Genomic DNA, 15,417 nt, shown 5'->3' with positions numbered 1-15,417 from the left:
CGGCGGCGGGGCGCGCCGCCGCAATCAGCCCCCCCCCCCCCCCCGGCGCCGGGGCGGCCGGGGCTGGCCCGGCCCCCGGGGCCGGCGGCGGCCGGGCGCGCGGCCCGGGCGGGGGCCTGGCCTCTACAGGAGGCAAACGGCAGCCTGCCTACGGCCGGTACTGCGCCCTGGCGTTGGCAATCACGGCTTTGACAAGGTCACGGTCGGCGTGCCGGGAAATGGCCCGCGCACCGAGCGCGATTGCCTGCGCGCGCAGCTCGGCGGTGACATCGTAGTGGGCACCGCTGGCCTTGTTCTGGAAGGCCCGCAGGGGAATGCCGAGCTGCGCCGCCATGGCGTGCAGCTCGGGCAGGGTGTCGGCCATCAGGTGCGCCCAGCGCTGTCCGCGCCAGGGATGCACCGCGTCATCGACGTAGACCGTCACGGCCGCGGCCGGTTCAGGCCTGCGGCTTGCTGTCGCTGTCAGCGGCCGGGGTGGCCTTGGCATCGGCAGCAGCTTCAACCACGTCACCTTCGGCGGCTTCGCCTTCCTCGCCTTCAGCAGCGTCGACGCCTTCGAACTCGGCAACCAGCTTGTCCAGGTACTCGTCAGCGGTCTGGCCGGACTCTTCGGCCAGGGTGTCCAGCAGCTTCTGCAGCAGTTCGGAATATTCCAGGTTGACCTTGCGGCCTTCCTTCTCCTGCACGTTGGACAGGTGCTTGAGCATGGCCAGCATCGGCACCGGGTTCTCGGCGTTGCCCATGGTCTGGCCGCCGATGGCCAGCAGCCACTCACGGCCCTGCAGGCCGATGGCGGCGACCACCTGGCCGTCTTCGTTGGTCAGCACGGCATGGTTCTGCACCTGCTGCTGGGCGTTCAGGCGCAGGAACGGGCGCTTGGCCTGCTGCTTCTTGCGCTTGTCGCGCTTGGCCTTGGAGTTCTGGGACATGGGGTGGGATCACCTGGAAACGGAAAGACCGCCATTGTAGCGGGTGCGCCGGGTGATGCCCCTGGTGGGTGCGGACCTTGGTCCGCACGCTTTCCCGGATGTGCGGATCAAGGTCCGCACCCACCGTCTACTTTGCCTCACCCTGCGCGGCCTGCACATCCGGGTCGACGGTCGGCGCCGACAGCCCCACCTGCGGGCCGGCACCGGCCAGGGCGGCCTCCTCGGCGGCCTTGGTCATCACTACGATGCTGATGCGGCGGTTGATCGGGTTCTGCGGGTCGGCCTTGTCGAACAGTACGGACGAGGACAGGCCGACCACGCGGGTGATCTTGCTGTCATCCAGGCCGCCGTCCACCAGTGCGCGCCGTGCGGCGTTGGCACGATCGGCGCTCAGTTCCCAGTTGCCATAGCCGCGTGTGGCCGAATAGGCGGTGATGTCGGTGTGGCCGGTCAGGCTGATCCGGTTCGGCACATGGTTCAGGTACTCGGCCAGCTCGTGCAGGATCTGCTGCGTGTACGGCTTCAGCGTGGCACTGCCAAGGTCGAACATGGGCCGGTTCTGCTTGTCCACGATCTGGATGCGCAGGCCCTCCGGGGTCAGGTCCAGCAGCAGCTGGTCCTTGAACGGTTCCAGCGCCTGGCTCTTGCTGATCGCTTCCTGCAGCTCCTTCATCAGCTGTTCCAGCTGCTGCTTGTCGCGCTGCTGCTGGTCCACCGGCTGCGGCACGGCCTCCTTCTGGTTCTGGAAGGGATCATTGCTGCTGCCGCGCGAGATGTCGGTGGCACCGCCCAGCTTGATCATCGAAGTACTGGCGCCGCCCGGTCCGGCCATGCCGGGTGCAGGCGTGGCGTTCTGGCCACTCAGCGGGCTGGGGTTGCGGAAGTACTCGGAAATGGCCGCACGGTCGTTCTTGTTGGTGGTGGCCATCAGCCACAGCACCAGGAAGAACGCCATCATCGCGGTCACGAAGTCAGCGTAGGCCACCTTCCACGAGCCGCCGTGATGGGCGGCGTGGCCGGCCTTCTTGACCCGGCGGACGATGACAGTGGGCTTGTTCTCGGCCATGGCTCACTTGACCGTCTTCAGGTGCTGCTCGAAATCGGAGAAGGCCGGGCGCACGTTCGACGGCAGCGTCTTGCGGGCAAACTCCAGCGCGATCTTCGGGTTGTAGCCGCGCAGGCAGGCCAGCAGGGCGGTCTTCACCGATTCGTAGATGCGGCTGTCCTGTTCGGCGCGGGCTTCCATGGCCGCCGCCATCGGGCCGACGAAACCGTAGCCCAGCAGGATGCCGAGGAAGGTACCGACCAGCGCACCGGCCACGTGGCCGCCCACTTCGACGATGTCGCCGCCGATCGAGCCCATGGTGATGACGATGCCCAGCACCGCCGCCACGATGCCGAAACCGGGCAATCCGTCGGCGACCTTGGTCAGCACCTGCGAGGGCGCCATGGCTTCGGCATGGTGCTTTTCCAGCTCCAGTTCCAGCAGCGGTTCCAGCTCGTGCGGCTCGATGTTGCTGCCGATCATCAGGCGCAGGCAGTCGGTGATGAAGTCGATCAGGTGATGGTCGGCCTGCACCTTGGGATAGTTGCCGAACAAGGCGCTCTCGGCTGGGCGCTCGACATGGTCTTCCAGTGCCATGAAGCCTTCGCGGCGCGCCTTGTTCAGCAGTTCATAGAGCAGGCTGAGGACGTCGATGTAGTCCTGCTGCTTGTAGCGGGGGCCCTTGAACACGCCCACCATGGCCTGCAGGGTCTGCTTGACCGTCTTGGCCGGGGTACCGACCAGAAAGGCGCCGAGTGCGGCGCCGCCGATGATGACCAGTTCGTAGGGTTGCCAGAGGGCACCCAGGCGGCCGTGGGCACCGAGGTAGCCCCCGATCACGCTGATGATGACGACCAGGAATCCAACGATGATGAGCATGGGGCGACGCAAGGAGAGGGGATATCTCCTTGTCGGCCCGTCGCCTGGTTTTCTGAAGAGGGAATTCTGTGAAATCGGTCAGCGGGATGTTTCAGCCCGCCACGCCGGCTTCAGCGCCGCCGCGCTGCAGCGGATCGGGCCAAGGCTCGCCATTGCCGGTGAACGAAAGTGAGACGGAGTTCAGGCAGTGGCGCTCGTAGGTCGGCGGCGGGCCGTCCGGGAACACGTGGCCCAGGTGGCTGCCGCAGCGCGCGCAGGTGATCTCGGTGCGGACCATGCCGTGGCTGGTATCGCGGATCTCGCGCACATGCGCCGGGTCGAACGGCGCGAAGAAGCTGGGCCAGCCAGTGCCGGAATCGAACTTGGTACTGGAGCGGAACAGCGGCAGCGCGCACAGCCGGCAGCAGTAGACGCCCTCACGCTTGTTGTCGAGGAACACGCCACAGAACGGTGCCTCGGTGCCGTGCTGCAGCAGCACGCGGCGCTCTTCGCTGCTGAGGCCGGCGACCAGCGCCTCGGTCTGGGTGGTAGTGGGGGGCGTCAGGTCGAAGGCGGTCATGGGGGCGCTCGGTGGGGGGTGATGGCCTGGGGATGCGGGAAAAGGTGGGGGTGCCGGGCCCGGCTTGCAAGTGTGATGGCCGTTCATGGGGGGCACACGCGCACGGGCGCAAGGTGAAGCCGATCCATGCCGGAGCGTGCCATGAAACCGACTCTTTCCCTGCTGTTGATCGCCCTGCTGCCGGCGACGGCGCTGGCCCAGGTGCCCACCGCCGACCCGACCGCCACGCGCAGCGCCACCACCGTGGCGCCCGCGCCGGTGACACCGCCACCACAGCCGGCACGCCCGCAGCCGCAGGTGCTGCCCACGCCGCAGCCGGCGCAGCCGATCAGATCCACCGGCCCGGCCCAGGTCGCGCCATCTCCCGCGCCGAAACCGGCTGACAAGGTCTACGACCGCAACGGCCGCATCATTCCCGGGGTGCGCCCGGCCGGGCCGAACCGCGTGTTCGACTCGCGCACGGGCCGCTATTACGACAGCGTGCCGCAGGGCGATGGCCAGCAGATCCGCTAGCGCGGGGCGGTGTAGCTGAACTGCCGAAAACAGCCTGCGGGCGCTCACTGCTTTTTCGCCTGCGATTAACCGATCCGGGACCACCGTGGCCCTGCGTCGGCACCCCGCCGCCGCATGTCCTTCGTCCACTGGATCGCGATCATGAAAAACCAGCAGAACCGTCATCCCGGCAAGGAACCGCAGGGCCGCAACCCGCAGCAACAGCAGCAACAGCAACAGCAACAGATGGACCCGCAGCAGCCGCACAAGGGCGGCAGGCAGCAGGAGCAGCGTTCGCAGAAGCACCCGCAGCAGCGCTGACGGAATCGGGGTCAGAGCCCGCGTTGCGGGATCTGACCCCTCGCATCCCCCGGCCGGGGTCGGATCCCGCGCAGCGGGCTCTGACCCCACCCCCGCCGGCTCAATCGGGAATCGGCAGGCTCAGCGTCTCCTTCACCTCTTCCATCACGATGTAGCTCTTCGACTCACGTACATGCGGCAGCGTCAGCAGCGTGCTGCCCAGCAGCTTGCGGTAGGAGGCCATCTCGCTGATCCGTGCCTTCAGCAGGTAATCGAAGTCGCCCGAGACCAGGTGGCACTCCAGCACGTTGGGCAGCTTCAGGGCGGCGCGGCGGAATTCCTCGAAGATGTCGCCGGACTTGTACGCCAGGCTGATCTCCACGAACACCAGCAGGCTGGCCTTCACCGCCGCAGGGTCCAGGTGGGCGTGGTAACCGGTGATCACCCCCTCGCGCTCCAGCCGGCGTACGCGCTCGGTGCATGGGGTGGTGGACAGGCCGACCCGCTCACCCAGTTCGGTGAAGGAGATGCGGCCTTCGGCCTGCAGGATGCGCAGGATCTTGCGGTCGATCTTGTCCAGTTCGCGGGTACGGGTGGCCATGGCCGTCAACCTTGCGGAATGAATTGCAGGAGAACATCCTGCCGGTCTATTGCAAATCAGGCAAATCTACTGGTATCGGCTGTCTATACTTCCCCAATTATGGTCCCGGCACGCTCCAGTGCAGGGAATGATCGGGTTGGAGAAGTCCCATGCGAGTCCTAGTTCTCGGCAGCGGCGTGATCGGCACCACCAGTGCCTGGTACCTGCGACAGGCCGGGTTTGAAGTCACGGTCATCGACCGTCAGCCCGGCCCGGCGCTGGAAACCAGCTTCGCCAATGCCGGCCAGCTGTCGTTCGGGTACACCTCGCCGTGGGCGGCGCCGGGCGTGCCGAAGAAGGCGATCGGCTGGCTGTTCGAAAAGCACGCGCCGCTGGCGATCAAGCCGGGCATGGACCTGGCCCAGTACCGCTGGCTGTGGCAGATGCTGCGCAACTGCACCCACGAGCGCTACGCGATCAACAAGGCGCGCATGGTGCGCATGTCCGAGTACAGTCGCGACTGCCTGAACGAGCTGCGCGCGCAGATCGGCATCGAATTCGAAGGCCGCGACCTGGGCACCACCCAGTTGTTCCGCACCCAGCAGCAGCTGGATGCCTCGGCGCAGGACATCGAGATCCTGGCCCAGTACGGCGTGCCGTACGAGGTGCTGGACCGCGCCGGCATCATCCAGGCCGAGCCTGCGCTGGCCCACGTCGATGGCCTGGTCGGCGCGCTGCGCCTGCCGCGCGACCAGACCGGCGACTGCCAGCTGTTCACCCGCCGCCTGGCGCAGATGTGCGTGGACGCCGGCGTCGAGTTCCGTTTCGACCAGGACATCACCGGCCTGGAGTTCGACGGCGACCGCATCACCGGCGTGCGCATCGACGGCAAGCTGGAAACCGCCGACCGCTTCGTGGTTGCACTGGGCAGCTACTCGCCGGCGCTGGTCGCGCCGCTGGGCATGCGCCTGCCGGTGTACCCGCTGAAGGGCTACTCGCTGACCCTGCCGATCACCGACCCGGCGATGGCGCCCACGTCGACCATCCTCGACGAGAGCTACAAGGTGGCGGTGACCCGCTTCGACGACCGCATCCGCGTCGGTGGCATGGCCGAAGTGGCCGGCTTCGACCTGTCGTTGTCGCAGCGCCGCCGCGAGACCCTGGAACTGGTGGTCAGCGACCTGTACCCGAAGGGCGGCGACCTGTCGCGCGCGCAGTTCTGGACCGGCCTGCGCCCGGCCACGCCGGATGGCACGCCGGTAATCGGCGCCACGCCGTTCCGCAACCTGTACCTCAACACCGGCCACGGCACGCTGGGCTGGACCATGGCCTGCGGTTCGGGTCGCTACCTGGCCGACCTGATGAGCGCGCGCCAGCCGCAGATCAGCACCGAAGGCCTGGATATTTTCCGCTACGGCCAGTACGGTCACGCGCCGCAACACGAGAACCGCACATGCGTCCTGCCCGCGCGCTGATCGATCTGGGCGCTCTGCGCAGCAACTACCGGCTCGCCCGTGAACTGGGCGGTGGCAAGGCCCTGGCGATCATCAAGGCCGATGCCTATGGCCATGGCGCGGTGCGCTGTGCCCAGGCGCTGGAAGACGAGGCCGATGGTTTCGGCGTGGCCACCATCGAAGAAGCGCTGGAACTGCGCCAGGCCGGCATCCGTGCGCCGATCCTGCTGCTGGAGGGCATTTTCGAACCCAGCGACATGGCGTTGGTGGCCGAGCATGATTTCTGGTTCGCCGTCGGTTCGCCGTGGCAGCTGGAGGCCGTGGCCGCCTTCGACAGCCCCCGCCCGTTGACGGTGTGGCTGAAGCTGGACAGCGGCATGCATCGCCTAGGCCTGGACGTGGACAGCTTCCGCGCGGCGCACGCGCGCCTGTCGGCGCTGCCGCAGGTCGAGCGCATCGTGCTGATGACCCACCTGGCGCGCGCCGACGAGCTGGACAGCGAACGCACCCACGAACAGGCGGCGACGTTCGCGCGCGCCATCGACGGCCTGCACGGCGAGACCAGCGTCTGCAACTCGCCGGCGCTGCTGGGCTGGCCGGACGTGCGCAGTGACTGGGTGCGCCCGGGCCTGATGCTGTATGGCGCAAATCCGCTGCCGGACGACACCACGCTGACCGAGCGCCTGCGCCCGGTGATGACGATGCAGTCGAAGGTGATCGCCGAACGCTGGATCGAAGCGGGTGAGCCGGTGGGTTATGGCGCGCGCTTCGTGGCCAAGGCGCGCACCCGCGTGGGTGTGGTTGCACTCGGCTATGCCGACGGTTATCCGCAGTTTGCCCCGAACGGCACGCCGGTGCTGATCGACGGCCAGCCCGGCACGCTGATCGGCCGCGTGTCGATGGACATGCTGACGGTGGACCTGACCGCGCATCCGCAGGCCGCGGTGGGCAGCGTGGTGGAACTGTGGGGCAGTGCGCCGACGTTGGCGGAACTGGCGCCGCGATGCGGCGTGAGCGCGTACCAGCTGCCGTGCGCGGTCAAGCGCGTGGCGAAGGTGTACGTGTAGAGCCGAGCCTACGCTCGGCTCCGGGAACGTGTGTCGACCAAGGTCGACACCTACCGGTGGGTCGCGTTGCCGGGCATTGCTGCGCAGCCCGGTGGGGCGCGTCGCCCGGCATTACCGCGCAGCGGTGGCCTGGCTGGCCAGCTGGCGCTTCACCCAGTCATCAATCAGGCGCTTCTCGTAGCGCAGCGGATCGCTGTTGGTCAGCAACCCACTGCCCTGCAGGTAGCCGGAGTCGCTCAGGCGGGCGTCGCCTTCGCTCACAATACGGCCGTCGGCGTCCTTCAACGTGTACTGCAGGGTGATGCGGGGCGGGTAGATATCGCGCATCACGCGGATGTCGCGCGCACGCGGGCCGTGCCACGGCTCGTAGTCACCGGCACGCTTGATGTCGACCAGGGTCACATCGAGTGTCTGTCCGGGCTGCAGCGGTTTGGCGGCGGTGGTCTGCAGGTAGCGGGCCAGCTGCTGTACCCAGTCACCGCGTTCGGCCTCGAAGCGGTTGGTGCTCTGGCGGATCTCGGTGAACTTGGCCGGATCCTCCCATTTCACGCTGACCGGGCCATTGGCCTGCAACGCACGCGGGGCTTCCGGATCGGTCACCGCGCGTGGCGCAGCATGGGCGCCGCCTGCCACAAGGGCACTGGCCAGCAGAAGGGCGGCAGCAAGTGAGCGGTTCATGACGGTCTCCTGCATCCCCTGAGGGGGACGATATTGATTACGGATCGAGTGTGATCCCGCTCCCGGGCAACGGCAATGGCCGAATGCGTCATACACAAGAGTGGTTGCCGCCAATTCATCGTCGTCAACCCTGACTGACGGCGCTTGACGCTGTGAATACGCTCTCTGGAACATGCTGTGTTTCCAATCCGGCCCGTCCAGACGCCCTTGTCCACACTGCCGCCCCTAGTGGAGCGCCCACCGATGATGGTGCCGGCGCCCGAACCCGACCTGCATCATGGCGTGCTTGAGCGCATCAACGCCGGTTTCTGCGTGATCCAGGTGCTGTTCGAAGGTGACCGCGCGGTGGACTACCGTTTCATCGAGGTCAACGACGCCTTCGAGCGCCATACCGGATTGAAGGACGCACGCGGTCAGCGCATGACGGCGCTGGAGCCGCACCACGAGCAGGACTGGTTCCGCATCTACGGCGAGGTCGCACGCAGCGGCCGGCCGGCGCAGTTCGAGATGGAGGCACGAGCGCTGGGCCGCTCCTTCGCGGTCGACGCGGTGCGGGTGGGGCGACCGGGAGAAGACAAGGTCGGCATCCTGTTCTTCGACATCACCGCGCGCAAGCAGATGGAAGTGGAGCTGGGTGAAAGCGAGGCCCGCTTCAGCGCACTGGCCGATGGCCTGCCGATGCCGGTATGGGTACTCGACGAGCGCGGCCACGCCCGCTTCGTCAACAGCGCCTTCAGCGAGTTCTTCGGTGGCGATGAAACGCGCGTTCCGGAAGATGTATGGCGCGGCCTGGTGCACCCGGATGATGCGTCCGTATTCGAGTACGAGCTGCAGGAAGCATTGAAGGCGCAGCGTTCGATGCATGCGCTGGTACGCGCGCGCCGCGCCGACGGCCAATGGCGCTGGCTGGAGATGAACGCGCGCCCGCGCTTCTCGCGCATGGGCCGCTTCATCGGTCTGGCCGGCAGCAGTCCGGACGTGACCGAGCGCCGCGAGATCGAACTGGCACGCGAGGAACTGCTGCAGTCCGAGCGCGCCGCGCGCAGTGCCGCCGAGAACATGGCGCGGTTGAAGGACGAATTCCTGGCCACGCTGTCGCACGAGCTGCGCACGCCGCTGACCACCATCCTCGGTTGGAGCGAACTGCTGCTGCAGCGCGTGGACAGCACCAGCCCGCTGTACAAGGGCTTGAACGTGATCGCCAACAGCGCCGGCGCGCAGAAGCGGCTGATCTCGGACATGCTCGACCTCAGCAGCATGCTGCTGGGCAAGGTACAGCTGGAAGTGGAAGTGCTGGACCTGCGCACGCTGCTGGGCGAGGCCATCGGCGCGCAGGAACTGGTGGCCGAGGGCAAGGCGCTGGACGTGCACCTGCAGCTGCCCGAGCAGCCAAGCCCCGTGCTCGGCGATGCCACCCGCCTGCAGCAGGTGTTCTGGAACCTGCTGTCGAACGCGATCAAGTTCACCCCGGCCGAAGGCCGCATCGACGTGCAGTTGCAGGCCGACGGCAACCACTGGGTGATTACGGTGCGCGATACCGGTGATGGCATCGCACCGGAGTTCCTCAACCACCTGTTCAGCCGCTTCCGCCAGGCCGATGGCACCACCACGCGCCGCCATGGCGGCCTCGGCCTGGGCCTGGCGATCGTGCAGCAGCTGGTTGAACTGCACGGCGGTACCGTTGCCGCCGCCAGCGAAGGCCATGGCCACGGCGCCACGTTCACCGTGCGCCTCCCGCAGCACCTGCCGGATGCCGAGCGCCGGCCGCTGCGCGAAGTCATCAGCGGGCCGATCCTGGAGCCGGTGATCGTCGAGCCGTATCCGCTGCGGGGCATGCACGTGTTGGCGGTGGAAGACCAGCCGGAGGTGCTGGAGTACCTGCGGCGCATGCTGGAAAAGCAGGGCGCCAGCGTGTCGGCGGCCAGTTCGGCCGGCGAGGCACTGGCACTGCTGGCCGACACAGGCCATCTGCAGTACCACGTGATGCTGACCGACATCGGCATGCCGGGCATGGATGGCTACGGGCTGGTACGCACGCTGCGCGAGGACATGGGCGTGGATGCCGCAACACTGCCCGCGGTGGCGGTGACCGCACTGGCGCGTGCCGATGATCGGCGCCGCGCGCTGGCCTCGGGCTTCCAGGAGCACGTCGCCAAGCCGTATTCGGTGGCGCAGCTGGTGGCCGCCGTGCGCAAGGTGCAGGTGCCGCGCGCCGACAGCGCGCTGCACTGAACATTCACGGCCGATCGGCGACCCTGCAATCAGGAGGTCGCCGATGTCCCGTATTGCTCCCCGCATCCATACCGATCCGGCGCAGATCGCGCGCCTGGAAGCCCTGCTGCCGCAGCTGGAGGGCGAAACGCAGGTGGAACTGACCCTGCACGACGGCCGGCGCCTGCTCGGCACGGTGGCGGTGAAGCCGACCGTGCAGCAGTACCGCAATGACGCCGGCGATGAAGGCAGCAACGGCCAGTTGCGCCTGGATGACTACGACACGCCGGTGCAGCAGCACCATGTGTGGCTGGACGAGATCGCCAGCGTCAACCGTCTGCCACCCAGGGCGCCTTGATCGGATGTAGAGCCGAGCCCACGCTCGGCTGCGCCGTCACCCGAGCGTGGGCTCGGGCGCTACACCGGTGCATCAATGCTCGAACAACGTCGGCGTCGCCTCGAACCGCCGCGCATAGGCGCGTTCCTCCGCGACCCGGGCCACCTCGTCGTCGGCCAGGTCCGGCGCACCATACACTGCATAGGCCACGCTGCCATCGGCGCCATGGCCGACCTGGTGCAGCCGGTAGCGTGAGTGGCCGCCGCCGGTGTCCTCGGGGTAGTGCACGGGCGGATGGCTGCCTTCCAGGTCCATTTCACTGTTGTCGACCACGCCACCGACGAACAAGGCTCGCATGCAGGTTCTCCTGGGTTTCCGGGGGAGCCTCTACCCTGAACGTTCCAATGTTGCTGGCGGATCAAGGCCCCGTTCGGGTTTCGCAAAGCGGCCTGGCGGGGCCGGCCCGGCCAAGCCGGTACAATGGACGGCCCTCACGCTTGAAGTACCCGCGCCGATGGCCTCCAGCGACGACGCCCCCCTGCAGACCCTGTTCCTGCCGTTCTCCCAAGGTGCCCTGCGCTGGCCGGAGGGCCCGGTGGCCTTCCTGCGTGCCCGCGATGGCTGGCCGCTGCGAGAAGTGGCCGGCAACCGCGAGCTGCACTGCGAGCAGAGTTTTGCCCCGTTCGCGCAGCCGCTGCAGCAGGCCGCCGGCTGGACCGTCAGCGGCCAGCTGGACGATGCCGCAGGCAAGGGCCGCTACCCGCTGGTGCTGGTGCTGCCGCCGCGCCAGCGTGAAGAAGCCCGCGCGCTGTTCGCCCGCGCGTTGGCGCTGGTCGCCGACGGCGGCCGCATCGTCGCCTGCCAATCCAACAACGAAGGCGCGCGCTCGGGCGAGGGCGACCTCAAGCAGCTGGCCGGCCTCGGCGGCAGCCTGACCAAGAACCATTGCCGCGTGTACTGGACCGCCCCGCTGCAGGGCCAGCACGACGCCGACCTGGCCAAGCGCTGGTCGGCGCTGGACGCGGTGCGCCCGATCGTGGGTGGCCGCTTCCTCAGCCGCCCGGGCGTGTTCGCCTGGGACCGCATCGATCCCGCGTCGGCGCTGCTGGCCGAGCACCTGCCGGCCGACCTGGCCGGGCGTGCCGCCGACCTCGGCGCGGGCTACGGCTACCTGTCGCGCGAACTGCTGGAGCGTTGCCCGAAGATCACCGCGCTGGACCTGTACGAGGCCGAGCAACGTGCGTTGGCGCTGGCCGAGCTGAACCTGGCGCCGCCGCCGCGCCCGCTGCCGCTGCGCTTCCTGTGGCAGGACGTCACCGCCGGCATCGAGCCGGGCTACGACGTCATCATCAGCAATCCGCCGTTCCACACGCCGTCGCGCGCCGACCGCCCGGACATCGGCCAGCGCTTCATCGCCGTGGCCGCGCAGGCGTTGCGCCCGGGCGGGCGCCTGTACGTGGTGGCAAATCGCCACCTGCCGTACGAGCACACCCTCAACGACAGCTTCGGTGCCGTGCGCGTGATTGCCGAGCGCGATGGCTTCAAGCTGGTCGAAGCGGTGAAGGGGAAGGGCCGGTGAAGCTGGTCAAGCACATCGCCAACCTGGGCTACGGCAGCCGCAAGCAGGTGCAGTGGATGTTCCGCGAGGGACGCGTCACCGACGCCGACGGCGAGGTGCTGTACGCCGACGACCAGGTGCCACACGAGGCCATCCGTGTCGATGGCGAGCCGCTGGACCCGCCGGCCGGGTTGTCGATCGCGCTGCACAAGCCGGCCGGCTATACCTGCTCGACCAAGGACACCGGCCGCCTGATCTACGACCTGCTGCCACCGCGCTTCCGCGACCGCGATCCGGTGCTGTCCACGGTCGGCCGCCTCGACCGCGAGACCAGTGGCCTGCTGCTGCTGACCGACGACGGTGGCCTGCTGCATCGGATCATCTCGCCGAAGTCGAAGCTGCCCAAGGTCTACGAAGTGGAGCTGAGCGACGACCTGCGCGGCGACGAAGCGGCGCTGTTCGCCAGCGGCACGCTGATGCTGGAGTCCGAGAAGACGCCCCTGCTGCCGGCTGAACTGGAAGTGCTGGATGTGCGCCGCGCGCGCCTTGTGCTGCACGAAGGCCGCTACCATCAGGTACGCCGCATGTTCGCCGCCACCGGCAACCACGTGCAGGCCCTGCATCGCAGCCGCGTCGGCGGGCTGGACCTGCAGGGGCTGGACGAGGGGCAATGGCGGCAGCTCACTTCCACCGACCTGGATACGCTGTTCGCTCCATGACCAACATTGCTGCGCTGCCGTTCCTCCCCGACGCCGTCATCTTCGACATGGACGGCTTGATGATCGACAGCGAGCGGGTCTCGCTGGCCTGCTGGAGCCAGGCCGCCGACGAGTTCGGACTGGGCCTGGATGAAACGGTGTTCCTGCGCATGGTCGGCCTCGGTGATCGCGACACGCACGCGCTGCTACGTGCGCAGGGCATCGAGGACAGCGTGATCGAGGCGGTGGCCGCGCGCTGCCACGAGCTGTATGAAGCACGCACGCAGACCGGCCTGCCGTTGCGGCCGGGCATCCTGGAGCTGCTGGAATTGCTGAAGGCGCATGCGGTTCCGCGCGCGGTGGCGACCACTACGCGGCAGCCACGGGCCAACCGCAAGCTGGCGGCGGCCGGACTGCTGCCGTACTTCGATGCGGTGATCACCAGTGGCGACGTGGCGCGGCCGAAGCCGGCGCCGGACATCTATCTGCTGGCCGCGCAGCGGCTGGGGCAGGCGCCGGAGCGGTGCCTGGCGCTGGAGGATTCGCCGGCGGGTACGCGTGCGGCACTGGCGGCCGGCATGACGGTGATCCAGGTGCCGGACCTGGTGCATCCGGATGAAGAGTTGCGGGCCCTGGGCCACCGCATCGTTGGATCGCTGGTGGACGCGCACGCATTGCTGGTGCCGTTGTTGCCGAAGTAACGGTGGGTGCCAACCGCCCCTGAGGGTGGGTGCCGACCGTTGGTCGGCACACCTGTTCCCATCACACCCGCCCGAACACCAGCGCGGCGTTGGTGCCACCGAAGCCGAAGCTGTTGGACATCACCGTATCCAGCTTCTGCTCGCGGCTTTCGCGCAGGATCGGGAAGCTCTCCACCCTCGGGTCCAGCTCGCCGATGTTGGCCGAACCGGCGACGAAGCCGTCGCGCATCATCAGCAGGCAGTAGATCGCCTCATGCACGCTGGCCGCGCCCAGCGAGTGGCCGGACAGTGCCTTGGTCGAGGACAGCGGCGGTACTGCATCGCCGAACACTTCGCGGATGGCGTTGAGCTCGGTGACATCCCCCAGCGGCGTCGAGGTGCCGTGGGTGTTGAGGTAGTCCAGCGGACGATCGACGCCCTGCAGCGCCATCTTCATGCAGCGCACCGCGCCTTCACCGGACGGAGCCACCATGTCGGCACCATCGGAGGTGACGCCATAGCCGATCAGCTCGGCATGGATGTGCGCGCCGCGGGCTACGGCGTGGTCGTAGTCTTCCAGCACCAGCATGCCGCCACCACCGGCGATGACGAAGCCGTCGCGGTCCTTGTCGTACGGACGCGAAGCGCTGGCCGGGGTCTCGTTGAAGCTGGTCGACAGTGCGCCCATCGCGTCGAACATCACGCTCATCGACCAGTGCAGGTCTTCACCGCCACCGGCGAACATGATGTCCTGCGCGCCATGGCGGATCATGTCCGCGGCGGCGCCGATGCAGTGTGCCGACGTCGCGCAGGCGGCCGACAGCGAGTAGCTGACGCCCTTGATCTGGTAGGCCGTGGCCAGGCAGGCCGAGACGGTCGAGCACATCGTGCGCGGCACCATGTACGGGCCGACCTTGCGCACGCCACGCTCGCGCAGCAGATCGACCGCGCCGATCTGCCATTCGCTGGAGCCGCCACCGGAACCGGCGATCAGGCCGGTGCGCAGGCTGCTGACCTGCTCGGCGCTGAGCCCGGCATCGGCGATGGCGTCGCGCATGGCCAGATAGGCGAAGGCCGCCGCATCGCTCATGAAGCGCTTCTGCTTGCGGTCGATCAGCGCGTCCAGATCGAGATCGACGCGGCCGCCGATCTGGCTGCGCAGGCCGGCCTCGGCATGGTCGGCCAGTGCAGTGATGCCGGAGCGCCCTTCGCGCAGCGCGGCCGAAACAGTATCCAGATCATTGCCGAGGCAGGACGTGATGCCCATGCCGGTGATGACGACGCGACGCATCAGAAGCTCCCGGTTTCAGTGAACAGGCCGACGCGCAGGTCGCGCGCGCTGTAGATTTCGCGGTCATCCACGTACATGCGGGCATCGGACTGGGCCATCACCAGCTTGCGGTTGATGACGCGGCTGATGTCGATCTCGTAGCGCACCAGCTTGGCGTCCGGCAGCACCTGGCCGGTGAACTTCACCTCCCCACAGCCCAGCGCGCGGCCCTTGCCGGGGGCGCCCAGCCAGGTCAGGAAGAAGCCGGTCAGCTGCCACATGGCATCCAGGCCCAGGCAGCCGGGCATCACCGGGTCGCCGATGAAATGGCAGCCGAAGAACCACAGGTCCGGGCGGATATCCAGTTCGGCGCGTACCATGCCTTTGCCATGCGGTCCGCCGTCCTCGCGGATTTCGGTGATGCGGTCGAACATCAGCATCGGGTCGTTGGGCAGACGGCCGGCAGCGGTGCCGAACAGTTCACCGCGTGCGCTGGCCAGCAGCTGTTCGCGGTTGAACGCGTGGAGACGGGTCATGAAGCACAATCCTGGAAGCGAAGAACAGGGAAACAAGCGCCCGAGAATGCCCGTGGAAACTGCGCCGATCAAACATTTCAACCGTACGCAACCGTAGTGTTTTCAAGGGAATACGCGCATCCTGTTGATGTGCAACGACCTGTC

Annotated in this window: 19 protein-coding genes; 9 read left to right on the top strand and 10 right to left on the bottom strand. The window is 67.8% G+C overall.

Annotation, left to right across the window (positions count from 1 at the left end; all coding sequences use genetic code 11):
• Positions 1-148: 148 nt before the first annotated feature.
• The 5 genes from QRO91_RS10735 to msrB form a co-directional block, all read right to left on the bottom strand.
• Positions 149-424 carry a DUF4031 domain-containing protein gene (locus tag QRO91_RS10735; RefSeq protein WP_049432338.1) on the bottom strand — a complete coding sequence of 92 codons (276 nt, stop codon included), beginning with the start codon at positions 422-424 and terminating at the stop codon, positions 149-151.
• A 13-nt stretch (positions 425-437) separates the two neighbouring features.
• The gene (locus QRO91_RS10730) at positions 438-929 is read right to left on the bottom strand and encodes a hypothetical protein (protein ID WP_197620149.1); all 492 of its coding nucleotides are present in this window, start codon (positions 927-929) and stop codon (positions 438-440) included.
• A 127-nt stretch (positions 930-1,056) separates the two neighbouring features.
• Positions 1,057-1,995, bottom strand: a complete 939-nt coding sequence (gene motB, locus QRO91_RS10725) for a flagellar motor protein MotB (RefSeq protein WP_197633014.1) — start codon at positions 1,993-1,995, stop codon at positions 1,057-1,059.
• A gap of 3 nt (positions 1,996-1,998) precedes the next feature.
• Positions 1,999-2,853, bottom strand: a complete 855-nt coding sequence (gene motA, locus QRO91_RS10720; protein WP_005407915.1) for a flagellar motor stator protein MotA — start codon at positions 2,851-2,853, stop codon at positions 1,999-2,001.
• Positions 2,854-2,944: 91 nt separating this feature from the next.
• Positions 2,945-3,412 carry a peptide-methionine (R)-S-oxide reductase MsrB gene (gene msrB, locus QRO91_RS10715; RefSeq protein WP_285310388.1) on the bottom strand — a complete coding sequence of 156 codons (468 nt, stop codon included), beginning with the start codon at positions 3,410-3,412 and terminating at the stop codon, positions 2,945-2,947.
• Between the two features lie 141 nt (positions 3,413-3,553).
• Between msrB and QRO91_RS10710 the strand changes: the two genes are divergently transcribed.
• Positions 3,554-3,925: a classical arabinogalactan protein 4 gene (locus QRO91_RS10710; protein ID WP_285310387.1), complete on the top strand. Its 372-nt coding sequence runs from the start codon at positions 3,554-3,556 to the stop codon at positions 3,923-3,925.
• 114 nt (positions 3,926-4,039) lie between these two features.
• Positions 4,040-4,225 carry a lana protein gene (locus tag QRO91_RS10705; RefSeq protein WP_197650968.1) on the top strand — a complete coding sequence of 62 codons (186 nt, stop codon included), beginning with the start codon at positions 4,040-4,042 and terminating at the stop codon, positions 4,223-4,225.
• A 100-nt stretch (positions 4,226-4,325) separates the two neighbouring features.
• Here the strand turns inward: QRO91_RS10705 and QRO91_RS10700 are convergent, their stop codons facing one another.
• Positions 4,326-4,805, bottom strand: coding sequence for a winged helix-turn-helix transcriptional regulator (locus QRO91_RS10700; RefSeq protein ID WP_005407919.1), 480 nt, complete (start codon positions 4,803-4,805; stop codon positions 4,326-4,328).
• A gap of 149 nt (positions 4,806-4,954) precedes the next feature.
• Here QRO91_RS10700 and QRO91_RS10695 point away from each other — a divergent pair, with 149 nt between their 5' ends.
• Both QRO91_RS10695 and alr read left to right on the top strand, forming a co-directional pair.
• Positions 4,955-6,259 (top strand): D-amino acid dehydrogenase, encoded by a 1,305-nt coding sequence (locus QRO91_RS10695; protein WP_014035841.1) that lies wholly within the window; start codon positions 4,955-4,957, stop codon positions 6,257-6,259.
• Complete coding sequence (alr, locus tag QRO91_RS10690) at positions 6,238-7,305, top strand: alanine racemase (RefSeq protein WP_049432321.1); 1,068 nt, start codon at positions 6,238-6,240, stop codon at positions 7,303-7,305. The genes QRO91_RS10695 and alr overlap by 22 nt, the downstream gene beginning before the upstream one ends.
• 111 nt (positions 7,306-7,416) lie before the next feature.
• On the opposite strand, the gene QRO91_RS10685 is transcribed toward alr, so the two are convergent.
• Entirely contained in the window at positions 7,417-7,983 is a 567-nt protein-coding gene (locus QRO91_RS10685; protein ID WP_049432316.1) for a DUF3016 domain-containing protein, read from the bottom strand.
• Between the two features lie 243 nt (positions 7,984-8,226).
• On the opposite strand from QRO91_RS10685, the gene QRO91_RS10680 reads away from it, so the two are divergent.
• Together QRO91_RS10680 and QRO91_RS10675 are read left to right on the top strand one after the other, a co-directional pair.
• Positions 8,227-10,215 carry an ATP-binding protein gene (locus tag QRO91_RS10680; protein WP_285310386.1) on the top strand — a complete coding sequence of 663 codons (1,989 nt, stop codon included), beginning with the start codon at positions 8,227-8,229 and terminating at the stop codon, positions 10,213-10,215.
• A 43-nt stretch (positions 10,216-10,258) separates the two neighbouring features.
• Positions 10,259-10,552 carry a DUF3247 family protein gene (locus QRO91_RS10675; RefSeq protein ID WP_049432308.1) on the top strand — a complete coding sequence of 98 codons (294 nt, stop codon included), beginning with the start codon at positions 10,259-10,261 and terminating at the stop codon, positions 10,550-10,552.
• 72 nt (positions 10,553-10,624) lie between these two features.
• On the opposite strand, the gene QRO91_RS10670 is transcribed toward QRO91_RS10675, so the two are convergent.
• Complete coding sequence (locus QRO91_RS10670; RefSeq protein WP_005407925.1) at positions 10,625-10,888, bottom strand: hypothetical protein; 264 nt, start codon at positions 10,886-10,888, stop codon at positions 10,625-10,627.
• Between the two features lie 157 nt (positions 10,889-11,045).
• Here QRO91_RS10670 and QRO91_RS10665 point away from each other — a divergent pair, with 157 nt between their 5' ends.
• The 3 genes from QRO91_RS10665 to QRO91_RS10655 are packed head-to-tail and all read left to right on the top strand — an operon-like array spanning position 11,046 to position 13,488.
• Complete coding sequence (locus QRO91_RS10665; RefSeq protein ID WP_197620153.1) at positions 11,046-12,110, top strand: class I SAM-dependent methyltransferase; 1,065 nt, start codon at positions 11,046-11,048, stop codon at positions 12,108-12,110.
• Positions 12,107-12,808: a pseudouridine synthase gene (locus tag QRO91_RS10660; protein ID WP_049432302.1), complete on the top strand. Its 702-nt coding sequence runs from the start codon at positions 12,107-12,109 to the stop codon at positions 12,806-12,808. The genes QRO91_RS10665 and QRO91_RS10660 overlap by 4 nt, the downstream gene beginning before the upstream one ends.
• Positions 12,805-13,488, top strand: a complete 684-nt coding sequence (locus tag QRO91_RS10655) for an HAD family phosphatase (protein ID WP_049432300.1) — start codon at positions 12,805-12,807, stop codon at positions 13,486-13,488. The genes QRO91_RS10660 and QRO91_RS10655 overlap by 4 nt, the downstream gene beginning before the upstream one ends.
• A 61-nt stretch (positions 13,489-13,549) precedes the next feature.
• On the opposite strand, the gene fabB is transcribed toward QRO91_RS10655, so the two are convergent.
• Together fabB and fabA are read right to left on the bottom strand one after the other, a co-directional pair.
• Positions 13,550-14,758 (bottom strand): beta-ketoacyl-ACP synthase I, encoded by a 1,209-nt coding sequence (gene fabB, locus QRO91_RS10650; protein ID WP_197650829.1) that lies wholly within the window; start codon positions 14,756-14,758, stop codon positions 13,550-13,552.
• Complete coding sequence (fabA, locus tag QRO91_RS10645; RefSeq protein ID WP_049432293.1) at positions 14,758-15,273, bottom strand: 3-hydroxyacyl-[acyl-carrier-protein] dehydratase FabA; 516 nt, start codon at positions 15,271-15,273, stop codon at positions 14,758-14,760. The genes fabB and fabA overlap by 1 nt, the downstream gene beginning before the upstream one ends.
• Positions 15,274-15,417: the final 144 nt, after the last annotated feature.

This window comes from Stenotrophomonas maltophilia group sp. Smal32 (assembly GCF_030237085.1).
Lineage (GTDB): Bacteria > Pseudomonadota > Gammaproteobacteria > Xanthomonadales > Xanthomonadaceae > Stenotrophomonas > Stenotrophomonas maltophilia_Q.
The sequence above is the reverse complement of the archived record's forward strand: the minus strand, read 5'-3'. Positions and strand labels throughout refer to the sequence as shown.